Source organism: Herbinix hemicellulosilytica (assembly GCF_002904165.1).
Lineage (GTDB): Bacteria > Bacillota > Clostridia > Lachnospirales > Lachnospiraceae > Mobilitalea > Mobilitalea hemicellulosilytica.
Window position 1 is genome coordinate 119,715 of sequence record NZ_CVTD020000024.1, and the last position, 20,820, is coordinate 140,534.

Genomic DNA, 20,820 nt, shown 5'->3' on the forward strand with positions numbered 1-20,820 from the left:
GATTTATTTGCTTCTGTTCTGCTAAACTCTATTGATAATAATTTCTGGCATATTTTCAAAGATTGATGGCATAAAAAAGGACTCTTAATTAAGAGTCCTTTAAAAAGTGTGTCTAAATCGTGTACTATGCCTTTATCAAAGCCTGAAAGCCCTGAAAATCAAGACCTTACTCAGTTGTGTAAGGCATTAATGCGATATGTCTTGCTCTTTTAATTGCAACAGTCAAAGCTCTCTGATGCTTTGCGCAGTTACCGGTAATTCTTCTGGGAAGAATCTTACCTCTTTCAGAAACATATCTCTTTAATTTGTTTACATCTTTATAATCAATGCCTGTATTGTTCTTATCAGCGCAGAATACACAAACTTTTTTTCTTCTACGGGTAAACGTTTTCTTCTTAGCCTGAGCATCAGTCTTTTCGCTCTTTGTTTGCGCCATACCATGACCTCCTTATCCGATCTTTATATAACAATTAATTAAACGGTAATTCTTCATCTATTCCATCTGGGATGTTCATGAATCCTTCACCCATAGCAGAGATCGGTTCAGGCATGAAATCCTTTTGATAATTATCGGCCATACCAGAGCTGCTGCTTGATTTGCTTTCGGCAAATTCAATCTCTTCCACTACCACATCGGTGGTATAGACTCTCTGCCCTTCGTTATTGGTATAACTGCCGGTTTGAATACGTCCGACAGCAGCCATCTTCATACCCTGTCTAAAATACTTCTCGACAAATTCAGCCTGTTTACCGAAAGTTACACAACTTATAAAATCGGCATCCTGATTATCGCCGGCTCTTCTGAACCTGCGGTCTACTGCCAATGTAAATCTGGCGACTGCTATCGAATTCTCTCCTTGTGAATACCTCACTATGGGGTCTCTGGTCAAACGGCCCATTAATATCACTTTATTCAATCGTTACTACCCCCTTTTCTATCGCCTTAGTAGGTAGTACGCTTAAGCATCTTTTTTGACGCATAAGTATCTGATTACTTTTTCCATAATGCGAACTCTACGTTCAACCTCATTAGGAACAGTAGAATCAGCTTCGAACTGGATGAAATAGTAGTAGCCCTCTTTCATCTTCTGAATCTCATATGCCAGTTTCTTCTTGCCCCAGTCTTCCACATTGGTAACTGTGCCACCGAATCTGGTTATAATTTCTTTCGCCTCTTCTAAGGTTGCTACTCTTTCTTCATCCTCAATCTTTGCATTAACAACTAAGGCTAATTCATATTGATTCTTCATAGTTGCGTTGCACCTCCTTCTGGACTTCTGGCCCTTTTTACTACATAAATCTTCATGAAAGCTGCATTTAGATCATGTATTAAAAGAGCAAGGATTAATGTATAACATATCACAATTTGTTATGTTACCATAGATTCTAAAATAAAACAACCTATTTTTTTTACAATTATAGAAAAATTTTATATACAAGATGCACCATTTCGTTTAAAGATATAATCTATTATAATCCCTTAGCCTTTTTGTAAGCAGGGTAAGTATGTCCTGGGGTATCATGTCTTTAACAAGGTCCGTATGTAATATAACAGCAGGAAGTTTTAAACTTAAATTTCTTCTTGCCTGCATTTTTTTGCTTAATGGTAATTTGGCAATGAAATCTTCCGGATTTTTAAGTATAACGGCAATAGTTTCTGTTCCGTAATAGTTTATTATCTCAAAATCTTCAATATCTTTATAAGGTATGAAGCCGTAACCGCCTTTTGATGAACTGTCCAATATGCCGTCAACCGTAATGGTAAGAAATATTTTTTTAACGGAAGCTTTTAGTATGGCGGCAATCAATCCAATAAAAAATAGAACTGTTGCCAGAATACCAACAAAGATACAGAGCCTTTTTTCTTTTGCAATACCAAATATCATGACAGCAATCGATGCTATAAGCATAAAAATATCCGCCATCATAATAACAAAAGCCCTGTAGTTTGTCTCTTCAATAATAATATCGCCCACCGGCTTCACCCCTCTTACCATCATTAGCATACTTAATTAATCTACTTTATTCTATATGTTTTATTTACAAATTTCAAGTACTTTATGGTAATAAAGCGATAAATATTCTGACATTTCAAGATAATTACCCGATTATGTAAAACACAAACAATTCTTGTTTAACATATTCAATTAACATAATAAAAAAATTTTCATGTAAATCCGTATATTCCTATTAAATAAAATAAGCCATAATTTTCTTGATACCGGATAATAAATTGTAATAGATTTTCATATATAATGAGTCATAGACGGATGTAAAAGTTCGTCTATGACTCACAAACCCACCTTAATTTAATATTAATATATCTCAGGTTCCCTTGAGCGCCCCATAAGATAATTCATTATCCTATTATTGGCTTAACAGATATTTTCGAATAGTTTCTATGGCAGCATCCATATCCTTTAATTCATGACTGATTATAAACAGTATACATAGACACCCTATAATAATTTTCAGCTCGTCAGGAATACTTATTCTATCCGTCTGTTGAGTTTGGTCTGTATCTTGTATGTTTTCATTCTCTTTACCAATACTATTCTCTGCTGATTTAAATATGGAAGCGGCAGTTTGTCTTGACAGCGTTTCCATAAGTATAAAATCGTATCCGATTTCGTCGGTTATCTCAAGAGTCAGATTGCCTATTACATTTCCCGGACGGGATACGGGAGGAAATTGAGATTTGTTTAGTCCCATTTTTTCAATAATCTCTTCATTCCAGTTTAGCGTATCTTTTGTTACCAAGCCCCCCGGAATAAGGTATGTACAGTTACATTGCATTCTTCCTGTAAGCAAAAAGCAAAAATAGTCGGCCAACATAAGAAAACATTTGGCCTGTTTAATATACGGTAAATATTCATTTTTAAAAGTTTCAGGATTTTTAAGCTCATCAAGGTTAAATATCATATCATCAATAACCTTATTATCCTGATCAAGAAGTACAAATAAATCGTCACATGCAGCGATACTTACCAGAACCGGAAGTTTTCCAATTTTTCTGCAGTTTGCTATACCTGCCTTAATCTGCTCGAATATGTATTTTAAATCCCACATTTCATTCCCGTTTTTTTGTATTTGCTTTATCTCAAACCTATATACTTCTTCAAGCTTAATTTTTCCGTCTTCCAACCGGCCCAGATAATGACATCCTTCCTTTTCATTTATGTCTGCAACCAAATACAAACCTCCCATAAATTATCCCTCTTATTAATAAATGTTTTATTAAATAATAAGCAGATACCTTCATAAAGATGCCTGAAGTTAACTTGTTATTTTTTATCTCTTCAATTTAATTATTTTTATTTTCCTATCCCATTAATATTTGGTTTATATAGTTTGATTAAAAAAATAATTATTTAAAGTTAGGTATAGCTTAAATATTTTACTTTCAAAATTTTGAGGTTTAATAAATATTTCAATTATAAAAAAGCTTTATACTAAATACTCTTTATAGCATCATACTGCCTGTTACCGGCAATAAAGCAAAAAAAGAAGCCCGCTTCATCCCATGTAAGGTTGAAGCGGCAGCTTCTTTATTAATTATTTATTATAAAAGATGAGTTATTTGGATATCACGGTTCTATTCCGCCTACCAAAACTCCTGATAAGTAAACGGTCACTTTATTATTGCTGCCGTAAGAGCTATTTGTACTGAATGAGTAGTCATTGCTCTGATTATAGTCGCTCCAGTCACTCTTTGAGAAGCGGTTTTGAACCTCTATGCTTTGATTAGGCTGCAGATAACCTGCTTCTTCGGTAAATCCGGTTTCTAAGTAATAATCTGCGCCCTCCTTAGGTTCTGCCATCTTGACAAAGGTGCCTGTTACATTATTGCTTCCGACTGTAGACCAGTCGCACCAGAAATTCTGACTCTTTTCACCGTCGATTGTATAATAGTAACGGATCTTCACATCGGACAGTCTAATAGGTGTGGTTCCGGTATTGGTAATCCTGTATCTCGGCATAATTCCGTTAATTATATCGGAAGTATTGCCGCTGTACATTTCTAACTTAATATTTCCTGTCTCAACCTGTGTGGAATCTATTATGTTTACAGTAAGAACCGGATCAACGCCTGCGTCAAAATCAAAGGTTAAAGTTACCCTTCCGGTAGCAAGTGTTGCCAGGTATTCTTTAAAGATAGTAACTTCATTGCCGTTTATGCTGTAATCTCTGTCCTGAACCAATACCGTATTGCCGTTTTTGATGGCTAATAAAGTATTGCCGTTAGGATCAACCGTAACCTTAATATCCCTGCTTGCCTCAGGATTCTTGTCAAATTCAGCCGAAGTAGGACTAATAGAGGCATTAGGTTGTTCAGGCTCTTCCGGAGTTGTATCGACAATAGTGATTGTCAGCACAGGATCGATGCCGCCGCTGAAATCAAATGTCAGACGGACGGTACCGGTATCGAATGAAGCCAGATAGCTCTTTAATATAGTTACCGTATTACCCGATACCGTATAATCTGTTCCGGCCCTAAGCTGAGTATTGCCGTACTTAATTCCGTTAAAGGTATTGCCGTTTAATGTCATAACAACCTGTATGTCTTTTTGATTTTCAGGATTTTTATCAAATGTAGCATTGGTTATTGATATGGTTGAGTTATTCTCACCGCTGCCACTGCCGGGTTCCTGACCGAATACCAGAACACCGTCATCATATACAGGGATATAAACGGTCTTAACAGTATTACCGGAAGATACTCCCTTAATATCCTTAAACGAATAGTCATTGTCGTTATTCCAGAAGTTTGTATTCATAGGAGCGGCAATTCTGAACTGAACTTCTTTTCTGTATGCCGATTGGCCACCGGGATAAATCTTTGTTCCAGTAAAGTCAACATCTATATAATAAATATTTTCAGCTACATTCCAAGGATGAGGTCCGGTAACCTTTGCTCCGCTGTTATAGTTAGTTGAAATAGTAATATCATTTACCCCGTATCCTGCTTCAATAACCTCTGTCAGATCGATGAAATAACGGAAGGAAAGTTTGTCTCCGACTCTTGCGGGCCAGCCGGACTGGTTATGAAGCAGAGCTTTAATTTCGATAAAGTTCTGACCTTGTGCATTGATACCGGCCATGACAAAGAATTCATCATTGGTTATTTCTTCAAACGCTGTGAGATTAGGTATAGGAGTTCCGCCATAGTCTTCATACATCTTGGCAAGAGCACCTACAAAGCCTGCATTATAGTCACAGGCCACTTCGTTATTAACATAATTGCTGACATCATCGGTGTAGCTGTCATCGCTTCCGGGACCTCCAACCAAAGCACCTATAAGTACATGACGGTGATAATTAGGTGTATTCATACTGTCGGCCCAGGAACTATGAGCTGTTCTATGATGAGGTCTCTTAGGAGGATTAACACCGAAACCTACCACAAAGCTTCTTCCAGAACTACCTAAAGCGTAGTCAATCTGCTGCTTGGCAAAAGCATTGTAGATATTAGCCTTTTCACTGCTGCAGCCTTCCCAGTCCGCATAAACACTGGCAAGGAACGCTGTAGTTGTTGCATAACGAAGGGCTCCCCATGTATCCAGATATGCCAATCCTTTTGGAGTATAATTTATCCTTTCTCCGTTATAGCCTACGGACCAGTAATCAAGGTGTCTTTCAATTGCATCCTTGTATACCTGCTTATTGGTTATCTTGGCAAGAAGAAGGCATGCACCATAGTGAACATCGTCCCAGCAATGAGCCCATTTATAGGATATGATATCTGTCTGAGGCTCTGTTCCCCAATATGCTACATACTGCTCAGCCTTATCCAGGTAAGTTTCATCTCCTGTTGCCAGATATAACCATACTCCGGCCCAGGAAAGCTCATCATAGAAACCGCTGTGGGATGTATAGAAACCGTTAGCTGCCGTATAACCGCTGTCACTCTTGGTAACTTCCGCAAAGTTGTACAGTTCTTTCGCATGTCTTATGCAGGTAGCCGCATAAGAAGGATCCCTGTCGGCAAATACCACCGCAGCGGATGCCAAAGCTGCAGCTGCTTCCGCTACTACAGTTGAGCCGGGACTTGACAAATCTACTTTATATGAAGGTCTTTTCATCTGCATAACTTCTGCCGGTCCCCACCAGGAGTGATCAAGATTACCGTCACCAACCTGATAGTAGAATACATTGGCAGAAGGATGGCATTTAATAAGATAGTCACTGACCCATTTTATTGCATCCAGAAGGTATCCCAACTGGCCGCTTCTTTCCAAAGCGTCTTCTGCTTCATATACGGCCCAGGCCAGCATTGCCTGTGAGTAAGCCATCGGAAGGTTAAACTTCACATGATCACCGGCGTCATACCAGCCACCGGTAAGATCAAGACCTACGTCAGCTCCGTCTTCCAAACCGGAATCTCCGCGCCAGTTGTCTCTTTTGTTTTCAGGTAATTTACCTGATCTTTGGAATTCGTAGAACATAATAGCCTTTTGCAGTGCTTCCCCATAATTATAATCTGCCGCTTCCGCCTTTTTAGGCACATTAATCAAAACAGAACCAATCAAACTTAAAATCAGAACCAGTGATAAATACTTACGCATATATTTCCTCCCTTCATTTATTTTAAAAACTTCCTATAAATTTTTTATTAGTATAAATCCACGACATTATAAATTCTTTTATTGTCCGGGTGCATGATTACCATGCACCCGAACTTTTATAAATAATGCTGCGGCATTTTTACGGCTCAATACCGAATACCAGATTACCGGATACATACGCCGTTATCTTATTGAAATCGGCATAATAGGTGGCTGTCGGATTGAATGAATAGTCGTCGGTCTGTGTATAGTTTGTCCAGTCAGACTTCGCAAATCTTCCCTGAACCTCGATTGAAGCTCCGGGTGCAAGATCTCCTGCCTGGCTTGTAAAGCTTATTTCCAGATAATAATCGGCACCCGCCTTAGGAGTATCCATCTTCACAAATGTGCCGATTACATTGTTGCTGCCGACACTTGACCAATCGCACCAGAAATTCTGAGCAATATCACCGTCAACGGTATAGTAATACCTGATCTTAACTTCAGATAAAGGTATGCTTGTATTTCCGGTATTGCTGATTCTAAATCTCGGCATAATGGAATTGGTTACTCCCTGTGTTAAGGCGTTAAATGACTGAATATTAAGTACGCCTTCTACAGGTTCTTCCGGTTCTTCAGGTTCTTCAGGTTCTTCTGGCTCTTCTGGTTCTTCCGGCTCTTGTGGTTCACCGGGTTCTTCGGTGGTATCTATAATATCGACGGTTAAAGTACGATCAAGTCCTGCACTGAAATCAAATACCAGGGTTAGGCTTCCTACAGCTTGTTCTGCCAGGAACTCTTTCTTTATGGTTACAATATTACCGTTTACGGTATAGTCGGTACCTTCTGTCAAATATGAGTCTCCTGACTTAATTCCGACTAAAGTATTACCGTTGTATGTTACCGTAACATTAATATCAGCCTGATTATCTTCATTCTTATCGAATGTAGCGGAGGTAGGTGTAATTATTGAATTATTAACAGGCTCTTCGCTTTCTTCAAAGAGTATCGCATATATTCCGTTTGCGATAGCGATATCACATTGTGCCCAGAATCTGTGATATCTGAATTCGGGAGCTTTTCCGGAATTGTAAGCCTCAAGCAGCTTAGGATAATCAGGGTCATTCAGATAATTTGAACGAATATCGATAAATTTAATGCCCGGTTCAATTCTGTCACCGTTAGGCATAGTTCCTGACCAACCCTGAGGTACATATACTTCCTGTTCGAAGAATCTCACATAATCTTCTCTTACTTCAGGAGCCGAAAGCCCCTTGTCATCCCTGTACAGATTCCACATACGATCAAGTAATTCCTTGGCAAGGGTACGGGCTTCGTCATCGCCGGAAGCCTTTGCATAATATAATAATGTGTTGGCAAGAGAACCGACTACACCCAGGTCTAAACCGTAAGAAACGACTTCTACATGGAGGTTGGGATTGCCAGTATATGTGCCCGTCCAGGTATCCGGCTGTCCGGACCACTCAAGGTTGCTTGGTATTTCAAAGGTGCCGTCGCTGTTAAGTCTTACAACGGACTTAACCCAGCTTACCCACTTGTCAAGCAGGTTCTTGGCTCTGGTATCGCCAGTCTTATAATAATACTCGGCTACTCTTTGCATTGACCATGCCTGGAAACCGAACCAGGTATTGCTTCCGGGATCATGGTAAACGGGATGTTCTTCGTATCCCATACCATAGAATGTGGAAGTACCTGCGGGTAAAGTTTCATAACGGCCTTTATAGGAATTGGAGGCTCCGCCCGCAATAGCTCCCTCAGCCGATTGTAACCATTGATAGAATTCAAGCTGACGATCCAAGCTCTCAGCCCAGTCTCTGGCACCGTTGGTTGATGCCGGTTTAAATGCAGGATCATTGGCTAAGATCCATGCAGCCATAGGGTTCTGATAACCGAAATGAGCATGGCTACAGCCTATGATCCACGCCCAGTCAGCCGTAATTCCGCCGCCCCATGCATAATACCAGGACAACAGATAATGAGCTGCATCGTAACCTGTTCCCGCTTGTTTGGAATCTCCAATTTTTCTAAAGTATTTGTCAAACATTGCATAACGCAGATAGTCACCCATTTTGGATGCTCTCTTAACATTCTCGCTTAAATCAATTCCGTATTCTTTTGCCCATTGATATGCCCAGTATGTAGCCTGTATTGCTCTGGCATCCGCATCCGGTGCATTGGTATATTTAAACTGCGCAGCATATTGACTGTCTCCGGTGAAAAGATCCAGATATCCGTTCCTTCCACCCATAGTCATATCATCCCAGCAGGGTTGAGGAATAGTTTCCCATACGGATTCTTGACTTCCCCTTTGGAATGTATTAATATATGAAGGTGAACTTGTCCCATCGGCTCGTCTTCCGAAGCCATACCAGTTATCTACGTCAAGTAACCAGTGCATTCCGTAAAGCGTATTTGTTCCGTATGCACTTACAAGCTCATTATGAATAGGGTCTGTTCCTACCGGAGCAGAGAAATCAAGCTGGGCCGGATACAAATTCGGTTCTTCCCATTCAGGAGCATATGTAGCAGGGGAAGAAGGGTTGTATCTGGCCATACTTCTGTTAGGCTGATCCTGTTCGGTAGGTATCATGTACTTTTCGATGGTTTCCCATGCTTTATTAAAATAAGAGAAATCACCGGTAAATTTACCGTACATAGCTTCAAGCCAGAGATAATAACTCATGGCTTCGCTGGTTGTAACATGTCCATAGTCAGGCGCTTCTATAATCAATGTTTCAATGGAATGATAAGGTATCCCGTGAGAACTGAAATATCCGTTAGCAGGGTCGTGAAGTTCTTCCCATATTTCAAGGAACCTTTGTTTGTATGGATTGTCAGAAGCAGCATAAGCCGTAAGCTGCTTTTGTCCCAGGGAAAGTTGTGTCACAAAACCCAAAAGAAGTGATAAAACCAGTACCCATGAAATTCTTTTCTTAAATCCTTTTTTCATATACCTCATCCCCTTTCTAATCGAAAGTATTTACAGTTACCAAATATATATCCAACTTATTATCTGACTACAGATTTGCCGCTATTATCCCCTCATCACCCCCTTACGCAGCTTTCTAATCCATAGTCAAATAAATAAGCTGATCAGAATAATATGCCAAAATATCATCACCTTCTTTATATAAATATTTAGTAATAATATACAATATTTTCCTTTGCGTTCATTATGATACATTATTCTACATAATTTGTCAACCATATTTTGTAAATTTTTTTATTATTTTGCCACAACTTATTCTGTTATCTGATTACTTAATAATTTATTCTCATTTTAACTAAACATAGCCGGGTTAATGTCAGGGCTTAGATTTTGACTGGAAAATGTCTATTGATTAACTTCCCTGACAGCTTTGTATAAAAAATACCCCTTATTACCTTCCGGTAACAGGGGCGTAAATTTAATGTTGATTAAGGAATAACATTATATTGATTAATTAAACTTAAACTGTGTCTATCGACATATTCATAATAATATCATTTATCTTTTCCCACAGCCCTTCTAATTAAAAGCCAGCATAACACGATGCAAACCGCTATAACTCCTACGCATACCAAAAGCAGATTATAAGGGTTCTTTCCATTGAATATAAACTGTATTGCTTTAAGAATAAACTTGGATAAATTTCCGCCAAAAAACATCGAATCAAACAAAGGTAGTAAGACAAATAATGTTGCAGGAACTCCTATGGAAACAAACAGTTTTAAAGTCTTATTCATTTTATAATAAATAATTCCGACAAAATATCCGACTAATGTTACCGCAATATACGTAAATATAGTAATAAAGATTGCTTCTAAATTAGATACAACCGGATTTAGTAATGACATTCTTGATTTAAAGACCCTGTCGTAAAATCCTAATATCTCAATATTTTCGCTTATATTACTAAGTAATTTGCCGATAAGTATAATTATCCTGTCTGACACAGCCAAGATCAGGCCCATGAAAAGTATTGTAATCAGTTTGCTGATAAACATTGTTTTTCTTGAAATACTGTTTTGCAGCATCATAAGAAAAAATTCCTTAAAAGATGATAAACCAACTACAAACAGAAAAATACAAGTCAAAAACTCATATCCGCCTATAGTATAAGTTCCTCTTCCTCTAAGAATCAATCCAAAAAAAACTGTAATACCAATGAAGGTTAAGTAATAACCCCGTGCCGCTTTTATATAATCATGAGATTGATATTTTATCACGCTTTTTACTCTCATTTTTTATCCTCCTTTCTAATTATCAGTCAGCTTAATAAATAATTTCTGCAGATCCATTTTGCTTATTTCCAGCCCTTCAGGCAAATTTCCCTTAGGAACCTGGCCCATAATATAAGCAGATTTCAACCCTCCGATAGAATCTATACCTATAACATTTTTATCGATAATAAATTCATCCACAAGGCTTACTTTGCCGGATACGGCATATCCATAAGACATTAAATCTTCTCTTGATTCGTCCTTGATAATCTTTCCTTTTTTTAAAATAATTATATGTTCAATTACATTTGAAACCTCTTCAATCAGATGGGTAGACAATACATACGTTGAAGGCGATTCACTATATTTTTCCAATAAAAGGCGGTAAAACATATCTCTGTGATTGGCATCAAGTCCAAGCACAGGCTCATCTAAAAAAACATAGGGTGTGTTTACGCTGAGAGCTATAATAATTTTAAAAATCGAATTATAGCCGGTGGATAAAGATTTTACTGTTTTATTCAGGCTAAGTTCGAACATATCGGCCAGTTTATTGGCATACTCCGTATCGAAATCAGGATAAAATTCTTTTGTCCAGCGGTAAATTTCTTTTATCTTCATACCTGCCGGATAAAAATTATTTTCACTCATCATATAAACTTTCTTTAAGGCATCGTCATTTTCTTTTACGGGTATGCCGTCTATCAAAACCTCACCTGTATCCGGAAAAATGCGGTTAGTTATAATATTAAGCAGGGTGGTTTTTCCCGCACCGTTTCTACCAAGCAAACCGAGATTTTATCTTCCTCAAAAGTAAAACTTACCTGATCCAAAGCAAATATATTTCCGTAGCTTTTTGAAATTTTTCTAATTTCTATACTCATGGTCATATCCTCTTTCCAATAAATTTATTACCTCATCCTTGGATATCTCTAAACGCTTGGCTTCATCAACCAATTTTCTGATAAAGTTATCATAAAACTGTTCTTTCCTTTTTTCTTTCAGCTTCTTAACCGCTCCGGCTGCAACAAACATTCCTATCCCCCTCTTTTTATATACAATTCCTTCTTCAACCAAAATATTTATTCCTTTTAAAGCAGTAGCAGGATTTATCTTATAGTTAACGGAAAATTCTGTTATGGACGGAATCTGGGTTTCTTCCGGAAATGCTCCCGCTAAAATCGCATCTTCTATCCATTCAGCTATTTGAATAAATATAGGCCGTTCATTGTCAAAGTTTATCTGCAAATCCGTGCCCTCCTTTCTGTGCTGGTTAATTACTTAACTAACTAACCATAATAGTATATCGTTTAACTTTATTTGTCAATACCTTTTTATTAATAATGAAAGCACTTTTTTGATAACAGGCAAATATTTTCTTAATTAAATAAAAAAGAATGGGATAACCGTCCCATTCTGTATAATGTTATTTAAAATTTACAATAGTAAAACTGCTATATATTCTATTTTAAGTAAATAATTAATCTTTAATTATAAAATTACTTTGAATTAAATACTTTATTATAATTTTTTATACAGTACTCTATAATTTTCATAGCCTCTTCCGGCCCGCTAAATTCATTTACCGCCGTTTCTTTGTTTTCCAGTTCCTTATAAACACTAAAAAAATGACGCATTTCACTGAATAAATGAGGCGGTAATTCGTTAATATTTTTATATATATTAAAGTTTGGATCGTTAAAAGGAATGGCTATGATTTTTTCGTCTCCCATTCCGTTGTCAATCATATTCATTACCCCAATCGGATAGCATCTTACCAAAGTTAATGGTTCGATAGATTCCGAACACAAAACCAGTACATCCAGCGGATCCATATCGTCTCCGTAAGTTCTTGGAATAAAACCGTAATTTGCGGGATAGTGGGTAGATGTATACAAAATTCGGTCAAGGATAATCAGACCGGTTTCCTTGTCCAGTTCATACTTTTTCTTACTTCCCTTTGATATTTCAATAACGGCAACAAAATCATCCGGCTTAATTCTGTCAGGACTTATATCGTGCCAAATATTTACCATACATTCACCTGCACTTTCTTTTTTATAATTTTTTTATAATTCAAATAATCTATAGTATTATAACAAAAGAAAGTAAAAATACAAATATTTTGATGAATTTATAACATTAATATTTTTATTGCAGTAAGCTACCGCATAGGTGCAAAATTATGATAATTACTTATCAATGTTTTAGCTATGTTTAAATAATATTTCTTATATCGGATTAGATTTGCTAAAAATAATCTGATATAAAACATATTCCAAAAATATTATAAATATTATGACCGCCTTCTTGATAAATGTGGTAGAATATTGTATAAGTATAATTGCTTTTTAAAACGGGATATCTGATAAAAAAGATTTTATGATAAGGAGGGTTTACTATAAATACGACATATGAAATTTTATCAAATATTTATTATGTTGGAGGAAGTGACCGGAGGATTGAGCGCTTTGAAAACATGTTTCCCCTGCCCCACGGAGTAGCATACAACTCATATTTAATTATGGACGAAAAAACAGCCTTGCTTGATACTGTGGATGCGGCTATCAGTGCTGAATATATAGAAAACATCCTCCATGTGCTAAATGGCAGGCAGCTTGACTATCTGGTAATAAACCATATGGAACCTGACCATTGTGCCAATATTGAGGAAATATTAAGGCGTTTCCCTAATGTAAAAGTAATCGGCAACACCAAGACATTTCAATTTTTTAGGCAGTATTACACTATGGATATGTCAGACAATTGCATTGAGGTTAAGGAAGGGCAGGAAATAAACCTCGGAAAGCATAACCTGCGTTTCTATATGGCCCCTATGGTACACTGGCCGGAAGTTATGGTTACTTACGAAACAACCCAGGGCATCCTGTTTTCCGCCGATGCTTTCGGAGCCTTCGGTGCTATTTCAGGAAATATTTTTGCCGACCAGGTAGAATACGACAGCTTTTATCTTGATGAAGCAAGACGCTATTATACCAATATTGTAGGAAGGTACGGAACACAAGTTCAGGCATTATTCAAAAAGCTTTCCGGACTTGATATTAAAATGATATGCGCCTTACACGGCCATATCTGGCGCGGAGACATGATTCCTTACATCATGGACAAGTACAATAAATGGAGTAACTATGAGCCGGAAAAGAAAGGGGTAGTCCTGGCATACGGTTCCATGTATGGCAATACGGAAAACGCCGTAAATGCTTTGGCTGCAAAACTGTCCCAAAGAGGCATTAAGGACATAAGAGTTTATGATATATCAAAAACCCATCCGTCTTATATCATATCCGACATCTTTAAATACAGTCATGTAGTCTTTGCGGCACCGACTTATAATATGAATCTGTACTTCCCTATGGATTCTCTCTTAAGAGAACTGGCTGTGCTTAACATCAGCAACCGCAAAGTCTCCTTGATCGGAAACCACACCTGGGCTTCGGCAGCACTCAAGATAATGACAGAAATGATAAGCAATATGAAAAATATGGAGATTGTTGGAACTCCGATTGATATTAAATCATCCTTAAGAGAGGACAGAGAGCAGGAACTTGACGACCTGGCTGACGCTATTTACAAGTCAATGCAGGATTAAATAAGTTTTTAATAATCATGAAAACCAAAACCCCGTAGCCATCTATGGCATATTACGGGGTTTGCTGTTAAATAACATAAAAATACGTATGTTAAATTAACATATTAAATAATAAAACCTGATAATAAAATACCCATCCTCAACAGTATGTACTTAATATTAATACATAAATTTTCCGATAAAATCAATAGTTATTGAAAATTTCTCATTAATTTCCACAAAGAAGGATCTTAAATAATATAAACCCTGTATTCTTAAAAGATTTAAATCATAAATATTATGAAAATATATACAGATAAAAAACAGAAAAAATTATTAATATCTATTTACTTTTATTCTCCGATATTATATAATCTTTGTTAAGAAAATAACAAAAACTGTCCTGACGACAAGGGTTATGCCCAAGTGGGAAGGTGTAAATTTGTGTTTTGTACTATTCGTTATTCTGCGTGACGGCTAGATTGTAATTATTTTCGATTTAGCAGATATTTAAAAATTATAAGCTGTCACAAAGGAATGAACAGTACAATGCTATTTTTATGCAATTTAAAGCCTACCCTGTGTCTGAAGGACACAGGGTTTTTATATAATCAGCAGGAAGCGAGGATGAATATGCCAAGCGTAAAATATCTTATAGAAAAACTGGAAGCAAACCGGATATTATCTGAAGACGAATTTCGTTTATTAATTACAGAAATATCCGATGAAGAATTGGCTTTTTTAAAAGAACGTGCTTGTTCTACAGCACAAAAATACTTTGACAACAAAATTTATATTAGAGGCTTAATTGAATTTACCAACTACTGCAAAAACGACTGTTATTACTGCGGTATCCGCCGAAGCAATAAAGAAGTGGTACGCTACCGTTTATCCCGGGAAGAAATCCTAAATTGCGCCGACACAGGTTACTCCCTTGGCTTTCGGACCTTTGTCCTGCAAGGGGGAGAAGATCCTTACTATACAGACGATTTTCTGGAAGATCTTATAAAAGCCATAAAAAACAAATATCCGGACTGCGCCATTACTTTATCCATAGGTGAAAAAAGTTTTGACACCTATGCAAGATTATTCAAAGCAGGTGCGGACAGATATTTACTTCGCCATGAAACCGCCAATGAAGAACATTATAAGAAACTGCATCCGCCGAGTTTGTCTTTGCAAAACAGAAAGCAGTGTCTTGTCAATTTAAAGGAAATCGGCTATCAGGTAGGAGCCGGTTTTATGGTGGGTTCTCCCTATCAGACTGTAGACCATATTATAGAAGACCTGTTATTTATAAAAGAACTAAACCCTCATATGGTAGGTATCGGCCCCTTTATTCCCCACCACCAAACCCCTTTTTCAAACGAAGCGGCCGGCTCTTTGCGGCTTACTTTAATGCTTCTTAGTATAATCCGCCTTATGCTGCCGAATGTGCTTCTTCCTGCCACAACGGCTTTGGGAACCATACACCCCGAGGGCAGGGAAATGGGCATTCTATCCGGTGCCAACGTAGTCATGCCAAATCTTTCTCCCACATATGTCAGAAAGAATTACGAACTTTATGACAATAAGATCTGCACCGGTGACGAAGCTGCAGAATGCAGGTACTGCCTGGAACGAAGGATTAACCGCATAGGTTACAGAATTGTTGTTGACCGTGGGGATTATAAGCCCCTAAGCTATTAAGCTATACTCATAAAGCAATCAGTTCAGATATAATAGTTAAATTCATGTAATAATCAGATTTATATGTATTTACCTATATATGTTGTTTACAGTCTTTTCCCTTAAATATTAGTTGGGCTGGTCATATAACATTAGCCCAATTGTATGAAGAAAAGAGCTTTTGCATACAAATGTTGTTCCATGCCGCTGATGAAGAGTTAGGATCTGAGAAAACGATACGGCCTTTTAATGCCGGATTCAACAGATCTTTGTAATACAAAAGACCGCTATACCGTATTGTGGTTGCTGCATGATATTGGATTGCTGGAAGATTATGCAAAACAGACCATACGTGATCATAGAAATGGACTGATTTAGAGCCATTTAAGATTTTAGTTATCCATTTTAAAAATGTTAAAAACCAAGGCTTCCAAAGTTTCCGGCTCTGGAAGCCTTTAATTATTGTAATACTCCTTACGTAATACAAATTATTATGATATTGGCACAAACTAACTAATATACTTCATCAAATATACCATATAAGGGCAGTAATTCAGCTTAAAATTGGTTGTATTTAACATTTACAACCCTATTATAATGTTATATAATTTTTGTTAAATAAATAACAAATGTTCTGACGACAAGGGTTCGCCCAAGTAGGAAGGCATGTTAGGAAAATCTTAGATTAAATATTTTTTATGGAAATGTATTGATTGCCGTGACTTTTGTATCCTTGCATGAAATATATTTTCATCTGAGAAATATTTAACATACAGCTTCCTACTTACCCTGTGTCTAGAGCAGTTTTGGACACAGGGATTTTTACTTCCCTTCAGACTCGTCCGGAACAAAAATTAATCGGATAAATGCGGATGTAAGAAGGAGGCTGTTATCATGTATGACGTAAAATCGAAAGTAGCAGAAGAATTTATTAACCATGAGGAAATTCTTGACTCAATTGAGTTTGCAAGGGCAAACAAAAACAACAAGGCTTTGATTGACGAAATTATTAAAAAAGCTGAAGATATGAAAGGATTAAGCCATAGAGAAGCGGCTGTCTTATTGGAATGCGATATTCCGGATGAAATAGAAAGAATCTGTCAGCTTGCCAGAAAAATCAAAGAAAAGTTCTATGGCAACAGAATTGTAATGTTTGCCCCGCTTTATCTTTCCAACTACTGTGTCAACGGATGTGTATATTGTCCTTACCATTATGTCAACAAACATATCCCTAGGAAAAAATTAACCCAGGAACAAATCCGCAACGAAGTTATTGCCCTTCAGGATATGGGACATAAAAGACTGGCTATTGAAGCAGGCGAAGACCCGGTCAACAATCCTATTGAATATATTCTTGAGAGCATTGAAACCATTTACTCGGTAAAGCACAAGAACGGCTCAATCCGCCGGGTAAATGTCAATATTGCCGCAACCACTGTGGAAAACTACCGTAAATTAAAGGAAGCAGGTATAGGCACTTATATCCTTTTCCAGGAAACATATCATAAGGGAAATTATGAAATGCTTCATCCTACAGGCCCGAAACATAATTATGCTTGGCATACCGAAGCCATGGACAGGGCTATGGAAGGCGGAATAGATGATGTAGGCCTTGGAGTATTATTTGGCTTAAATAATTACCTATATGATTTTATCGGTATTCTGATGCATGCAGAACACCTTGAAGCCGCTTTCGGGGTTGGGCCTCATACCATCAGCGTACCGAGAATCCGCCCTGCAGACGATATAGATCCAAGCCGGTTTTCCAACGGAATAAGTGATGATCTTTTTGCTAAAATTGTTGCAGTACTTAGAATTGCAGTTCCTTATACAGGCATAATTGTGTCAACCCGTGAATCCCAAAAAAGCCGGGAAAGGGTTCTCAATCTTGGTGTATCCCAAATCAGCGGCGGCTCAAGAACCAATGTGGGCGGATATGCGGAAGAAGAACCCGTAGATGAAGACACTTCCCAATTTGAAGTAGAAGACAAAAGAACTCTGGATCAAGTGGTCAATTGGCTTTTATCCCTGGGCTATATTCCAAGCTTTTGTACGGCCTGCTACCGGGAAGGGCGGACAGGCGACCGTTTTATGACTTTGGTAAAATCGGGCCAAATTGCAAACTGCTGCCATCCTAACGCTCTTATGACCTTAAAGGAATACCTTGAAGACTATGCATCTGACGATACCAGACTTAAAGGGGAAGCATTAATAGAAAAGGAACTAAAAAACATTCCAAACGAAAAGGTAAGAAATTTAACTATTGAGAAACTGCGTCTTATCAAACAGGGACACAGAGATTTCAGATTCTAGAATATTTATTTTAAATTTATTGCCAGATAACTTGAAAGGAGAACCTATGAGTTTAAATGATACTCCAAGAGCCAATCGGATCCATATCGGCATATTCGGCAAACGTAACAGCGGTAAATCAACTTTAATTAACGCCCTTACCGGCCATGACGTATCTGTGGTATCTGAAATAGCCGGAACCACTACCGACCCCGTTTATAAAACTATCGAAATTTATGGTATCGGTCCCTGTGTGCTTATAGATACGGCAGGGTTTGATGACGAAGGGTATTTGGGATCTATGCGGGTTGATAAAACAAAGGTTGCCATGGAAAAAACAGATATTGCCCTCATACTTTTTACCGATGTGGATATCACACAGGAAACCGAATGGATACATAAGTTCCGTGAAAGAAAAACCCCGGTTATTCCATTGATAAATAAAGCCGATATACTAAAAAATACAGATACTATCCGCAGTAAGATAATTGAAATATGCAAAGAAGAGCCTATCATTATAAGCGCCGTTTCAAAAACCGGTATAGATCAGATACGGGAGGCAATTCTTCGAAAACTTCCGGATGATTATAACAATACAAGCATAACAGGCAGCCTGGTTGCAGAAGACGACTTAGTGCTTCTTGTTATGCCTCAGGATATACAAGCCCCAAAGGGAAGGCTCATTTTGCCTCAAGTACAAACTATACGGGATTTGCTTGACAAAAAATGTATAGTGGTATCAAGTACGGCAGATAAACTTCCTCAAGCCCTTTCGGCCTTATCAAAGCCTCCAAAGTTAATAATAACAGATTCACAGGTCTTTCCTTTGGTTTACAGTCTTAAACCGCAGGAAAGTATGCTTACCAGTTTTTCCGTACTCTTTGCAGCATTAAAAGGAGATATCGATTACTTTATAAAAAGTGCGGCCGTAATTGACCGCTTAACTTCTAAATCCAAAGTACTTATAGCCGAAGCCTGTACCCATGTTCCCATAAACGAAGATATCGGCACCGTAAAAATTCCGCGAATGTTGCGTGAAAAAGCCGGCAACGGAATCACAATAGTTAACGTCCACGGAAATGATTTTCCCGAAGATCTTACACCCTTTGACCTTATTATCCAATGCGGTTCCTGTATGTTTAACCGTAAATTTGTACTTAACCGGGTAGCCAAAGCAAAGGCTCAAAAAGTACCGATGACAAACTACGGGATTGCTATTGCCCATTTAACAGGAATCCTGAATAAAATAAGTATATAAAAATTTCCCCGGATAATATTGATCCGGGGAATATGAATTAAATTGCATTTCTATTAACACTAATTACGTTATTTTAGCGACGCATTACTATTAATCTATATCTTCTTAATCTTATACAAATATAAAATCTCTTTTAATAATACTGTTTAAAAATATTACATCAAATTTTTTAGTTTACAAAGGCATTTTTAACATCCGTGATCATCTGCATTGTTGATGTAATTCCGCCACCGGACAGGTACCAGATGTCCGGATCTAAAGATATGATTTTATTATTCTTAGCCGCATTGGTTCCGTTTACCAAATCATTATCAAGTACGGTATTTGCCGTATTTGATCCGCCTACAACCAATGTTCGGTCAATAACAAGAATAATATCGGGATTTACGTCTGCGATATATTCAAAGTTTACCGACTGACCGTGAGTGGATGCTTCGATATTTTCATCTGCTGCCTTTGCTCCCAGAAGGTCATGAACCATGCCAAATCTGGAGCCTGATCCGTACACGCTTATAGACCCGTCATTGGTTAACATTATAAGTACTCTTTCGTTACTGTTTGCCGTAAGAGCTTTTACATCTTCCACAAGACTGCTTAACGAATTTATAGCATCCTGCGCTTCTTTTTCTTTACCGAAAATCTGTGCCACATACCCTATATTCTTTTTAACATCCTCCAAATATGTATCGGCGCCTGTCTGCACATAAACGGTAGGAGCTATCTCAGACATCTGATCGTAATAATTCTGCTGCCTTGCGCCTATAAATATAACATCGGGCTCAAATTCAAATATAGCTTCCAGGTCAGGCTCCATAATTGACCCTGCATTGTAAGCATTTTCATATTTACTTAAGTATGAAGGCAGGCTGCTTACAGGAGCCGCAACTTCCACTTCAACTTTTAATGCATCCATTATATCAAGAATTCCGAAATCAAATACAACAGCCTTCTTTACATCAGCAGATACTGTAACAGTTCCCTTGGTATGTTCTATAGTTATCTCAGAATTCTTAACCGTACCATTTGTATCACTATTTTCTTCTGCGTCATCATTTTTTACATTGGTGTTTTCTTCGTTTTTATTTTCATCCGTTTCTTCGCTGTTTCCTGCTTCCGTTGTAATTTGGGAATCGGCATCACTTTTAACCGACTCGCCTTTCTTTCCGCAACCGGCAAATAAACTCATAATCAAGGAAATAGATAAAATAACGTAAAGTATTTTCTTCATGTCAAATCTCCTCCAT

16 protein-coding genes are annotated in these 20,820 nt (G+C 37.6%); 4 read left to right on the forward strand and 12 right to left on the reverse strand.

From position 1 onward, the window contains the following. Positions 1–166: 166 nt before the first annotated feature. The 11 genes from rpsR to HHT355_RS10905 form a co-directional block, all read right to left on the reverse strand. Entirely contained in the window at positions 167–436 is a 270-nt protein-coding gene (gene rpsR, locus HHT355_RS10855; RefSeq protein WP_103203473.1) for a 30S ribosomal protein S18, read from the reverse strand. Between the two features lie 34 nt (positions 437–470). Next, positions 471–917 (reverse strand): single-stranded DNA-binding protein, encoded by a 447-nt coding sequence (locus HHT355_RS10860; protein WP_103203474.1) that lies wholly within the window; start codon positions 915–917, stop codon positions 471–473. A 42-nt stretch (positions 918–959) separates the two neighbouring features. Continuing rightward, a complete protein-coding gene (gene rpsF, locus HHT355_RS10865) occupies positions 960–1,250 on the reverse strand; it encodes a 30S ribosomal protein S6 (protein ID WP_103203475.1) in 291 nt (96 codons plus the stop codon). A gap of 204 nt (positions 1,251–1,454) precedes the next feature. Continuing rightward, positions 1,455–1,976: an STM3941 family protein gene (locus HHT355_RS10870; protein WP_103203476.1), complete on the reverse strand. Its 522-nt coding sequence runs from the start codon at positions 1,974–1,976 to the stop codon at positions 1,455–1,457. A gap of 391 nt (positions 1,977–2,367) precedes the next feature. Beyond that, positions 2,368–3,207, reverse strand: coding sequence for an FGGY family carbohydrate kinase (locus HHT355_RS10875; protein WP_103203477.1), 840 nt, complete (start codon positions 3,205–3,207; stop codon positions 2,368–2,370). Positions 3,208–3,587: 380 nt separating this feature from the next. After that, the gene (locus HHT355_RS10880) at positions 3,588–6,566 is read right to left on the reverse strand and encodes a glycoside hydrolase family 9 protein (protein ID WP_103203478.1); all 2,979 of its coding nucleotides are present in this window, start codon (positions 6,564–6,566) and stop codon (positions 3,588–3,590) included. A gap of 139 nt (positions 6,567–6,705) precedes the next feature. Then, positions 6,706–9,516: a glycoside hydrolase family 48 protein gene (locus tag HHT355_RS10885; RefSeq protein WP_103203479.1), complete on the reverse strand. Its 2,811-nt coding sequence runs from the start codon at positions 9,514–9,516 to the stop codon at positions 6,706–6,708. 533 nt (positions 9,517–10,049) lie between these two features. Then, positions 10,050–10,790: a hypothetical protein gene (locus tag HHT355_RS10890; RefSeq protein WP_103203480.1), complete on the reverse strand. Its 741-nt coding sequence runs from the start codon at positions 10,788–10,790 to the stop codon at positions 10,050–10,052. A gap of 15 nt (positions 10,791–10,805) precedes the next feature. Next, positions 10,806–11,558 carry an ATP-binding cassette domain-containing protein gene (locus tag HHT355_RS10895; RefSeq protein WP_330403397.1) on the reverse strand — a complete coding sequence of 251 codons (753 nt, stop codon included), beginning with the start codon at positions 11,556–11,558 and terminating at the stop codon, positions 10,806–10,808. 78 nt (positions 11,559–11,636) lie between these two features. Continuing rightward, the gene (locus HHT355_RS10900) at positions 11,637–12,017 is read right to left on the reverse strand and encodes a GntR family transcriptional regulator (RefSeq protein ID WP_103203481.1); all 381 of its coding nucleotides are present in this window, start codon (positions 12,015–12,017) and stop codon (positions 11,637–11,639) included. A gap of 251 nt (positions 12,018–12,268) precedes the next feature. Continuing rightward, on the reverse strand, positions 12,269–12,805 hold the full coding sequence (locus HHT355_RS10905) for an inorganic diphosphatase (RefSeq protein ID WP_103203482.1): 537 nt from the start codon (positions 12,803–12,805) through the stop codon (positions 12,269–12,271). 443 nt (positions 12,806–13,248) lie between these two features. On the opposite strand from HHT355_RS10905, the gene HHT355_RS10910 reads away from it, so the two are divergent. The 4 genes from HHT355_RS10910 (at position 13,249) to hydF (ending at position 19,576) form a co-directional block, all read left to right on the forward strand. After that, the gene (locus HHT355_RS10910; protein WP_330403398.1) at positions 13,249–14,379 is read left to right on the forward strand and encodes an FprA family A-type flavoprotein; all 1,131 of its coding nucleotides are present in this window, start codon (positions 13,249–13,251) and stop codon (positions 14,377–14,379) included. A 612-nt stretch (positions 14,380–14,991) separates the two neighbouring features. Further along, entirely contained in the window at positions 14,992–16,047 is a 1,056-nt protein-coding gene (gene hydE, locus HHT355_RS10915; protein ID WP_199179191.1) for a [FeFe] hydrogenase H-cluster radical SAM maturase HydE, read from the forward strand. A gap of 873 nt (positions 16,048–16,920) precedes the next feature. After that, the gene (gene hydG / locus HHT355_RS10925) at positions 16,921–18,339 is read left to right on the forward strand and encodes a [FeFe] hydrogenase H-cluster radical SAM maturase HydG (RefSeq protein WP_103203486.1); all 1,419 of its coding nucleotides are present in this window, start codon (positions 16,921–16,923) and stop codon (positions 18,337–18,339) included. Between the two features lie 46 nt (positions 18,340–18,385). Beyond that, the gene (gene hydF / locus HHT355_RS10930) at positions 18,386–19,576 is read left to right on the forward strand and encodes a [FeFe] hydrogenase H-cluster maturation GTPase HydF (RefSeq protein WP_103203487.1); all 1,191 of its coding nucleotides are present in this window, start codon (positions 18,386–18,388) and stop codon (positions 19,574–19,576) included. A 169-nt stretch (positions 19,577–19,745) separates the two neighbouring features. Here the strand turns inward: hydF and HHT355_RS10935 are convergent, their stop codons facing one another. Further along, complete coding sequence (locus tag HHT355_RS10935) at positions 19,746–20,804, reverse strand: siderophore ABC transporter substrate-binding protein (protein WP_103203488.1); 1,059 nt, start codon at positions 20,802–20,804, stop codon at positions 19,746–19,748. Between the last annotated feature and the right edge of the window lie 16 nt (positions 20,805–20,820).

What these genes read in the sequence shown, in the direction of transcription:
- hydG (WP_103203486.1), top strand. Translation starts at nt 16,921, where the DNA reads ATGTATGACGTAAAATCGAAAGTAGCAGAAGAATTTATTAACCATGAG.
- HHT355_RS10905 (WP_103203482.1), bottom strand. Translation starts at nt 12,805, where the DNA reads ATGGTAAATATTTGGCACGATATAAGTCCTGACAGAATTAAGCCGGAT.
- HHT355_RS10880 (WP_103203478.1), bottom strand. Translation starts at nt 6,566, where the DNA reads ATGCGTAAGTATTTATCACTGGTTCTGATTTTAAGTTTGATTGGTTCT.
- rpsF (WP_103203475.1), bottom strand. Translation starts at nt 1,250, where the DNA reads ATGAAGAATCAATATGAATTAGCCTTAGTTGTTAATGCAAAGATTGAG.
- hydF (WP_103203487.1), top strand. Translation starts at nt 18,386, where the DNA reads ATGAGTTTAAATGATACTCCAAGAGCCAATCGGATCCATATCGGCATA.
- HHT355_RS10935 (WP_103203488.1), bottom strand. Translation starts at nt 20,804, where the DNA reads ATGAAGAAAATACTTTACGTTATTTTATCTATTTCCTTGATTATGAGT.
- HHT355_RS10910 (WP_330403398.1), top strand. Translation starts at nt 13,249, where the DNA reads ATGTTTCCCCTGCCCCACGGAGTAGCATACAACTCATATTTAATTATG.
- rpsR (WP_103203473.1), bottom strand. Translation starts at nt 436, where the DNA reads ATGGCGCAAACAAAGAGCGAAAAGACTGATGCTCAGGCTAAGAAGAAA.
- HHT355_RS10890 (WP_103203480.1), bottom strand. Translation starts at nt 10,790, where the DNA reads ATGAGAGTAAAAAGCGTGATAAAATATCAATCTCATGATTATATAAAA.
- HHT355_RS10885 (WP_103203479.1), bottom strand. Translation starts at nt 9,516, where the DNA reads ATGAAAAAAGGATTTAAGAAAAGAATTTCATGGGTACTGGTTTTATCA.
- HHT355_RS10875 (WP_103203477.1), bottom strand. Translation starts at nt 3,207, where the DNA reads ATGGGAGGTTTGTATTTGGTTGCAGACATAAATGAAAAGGAAGGATGT.
- hydE (WP_199179191.1), top strand. Translation starts at nt 14,992, where the DNA reads ATGCCAAGCGTAAAATATCTTATAGAAAAACTGGAAGCAAACCGGATA.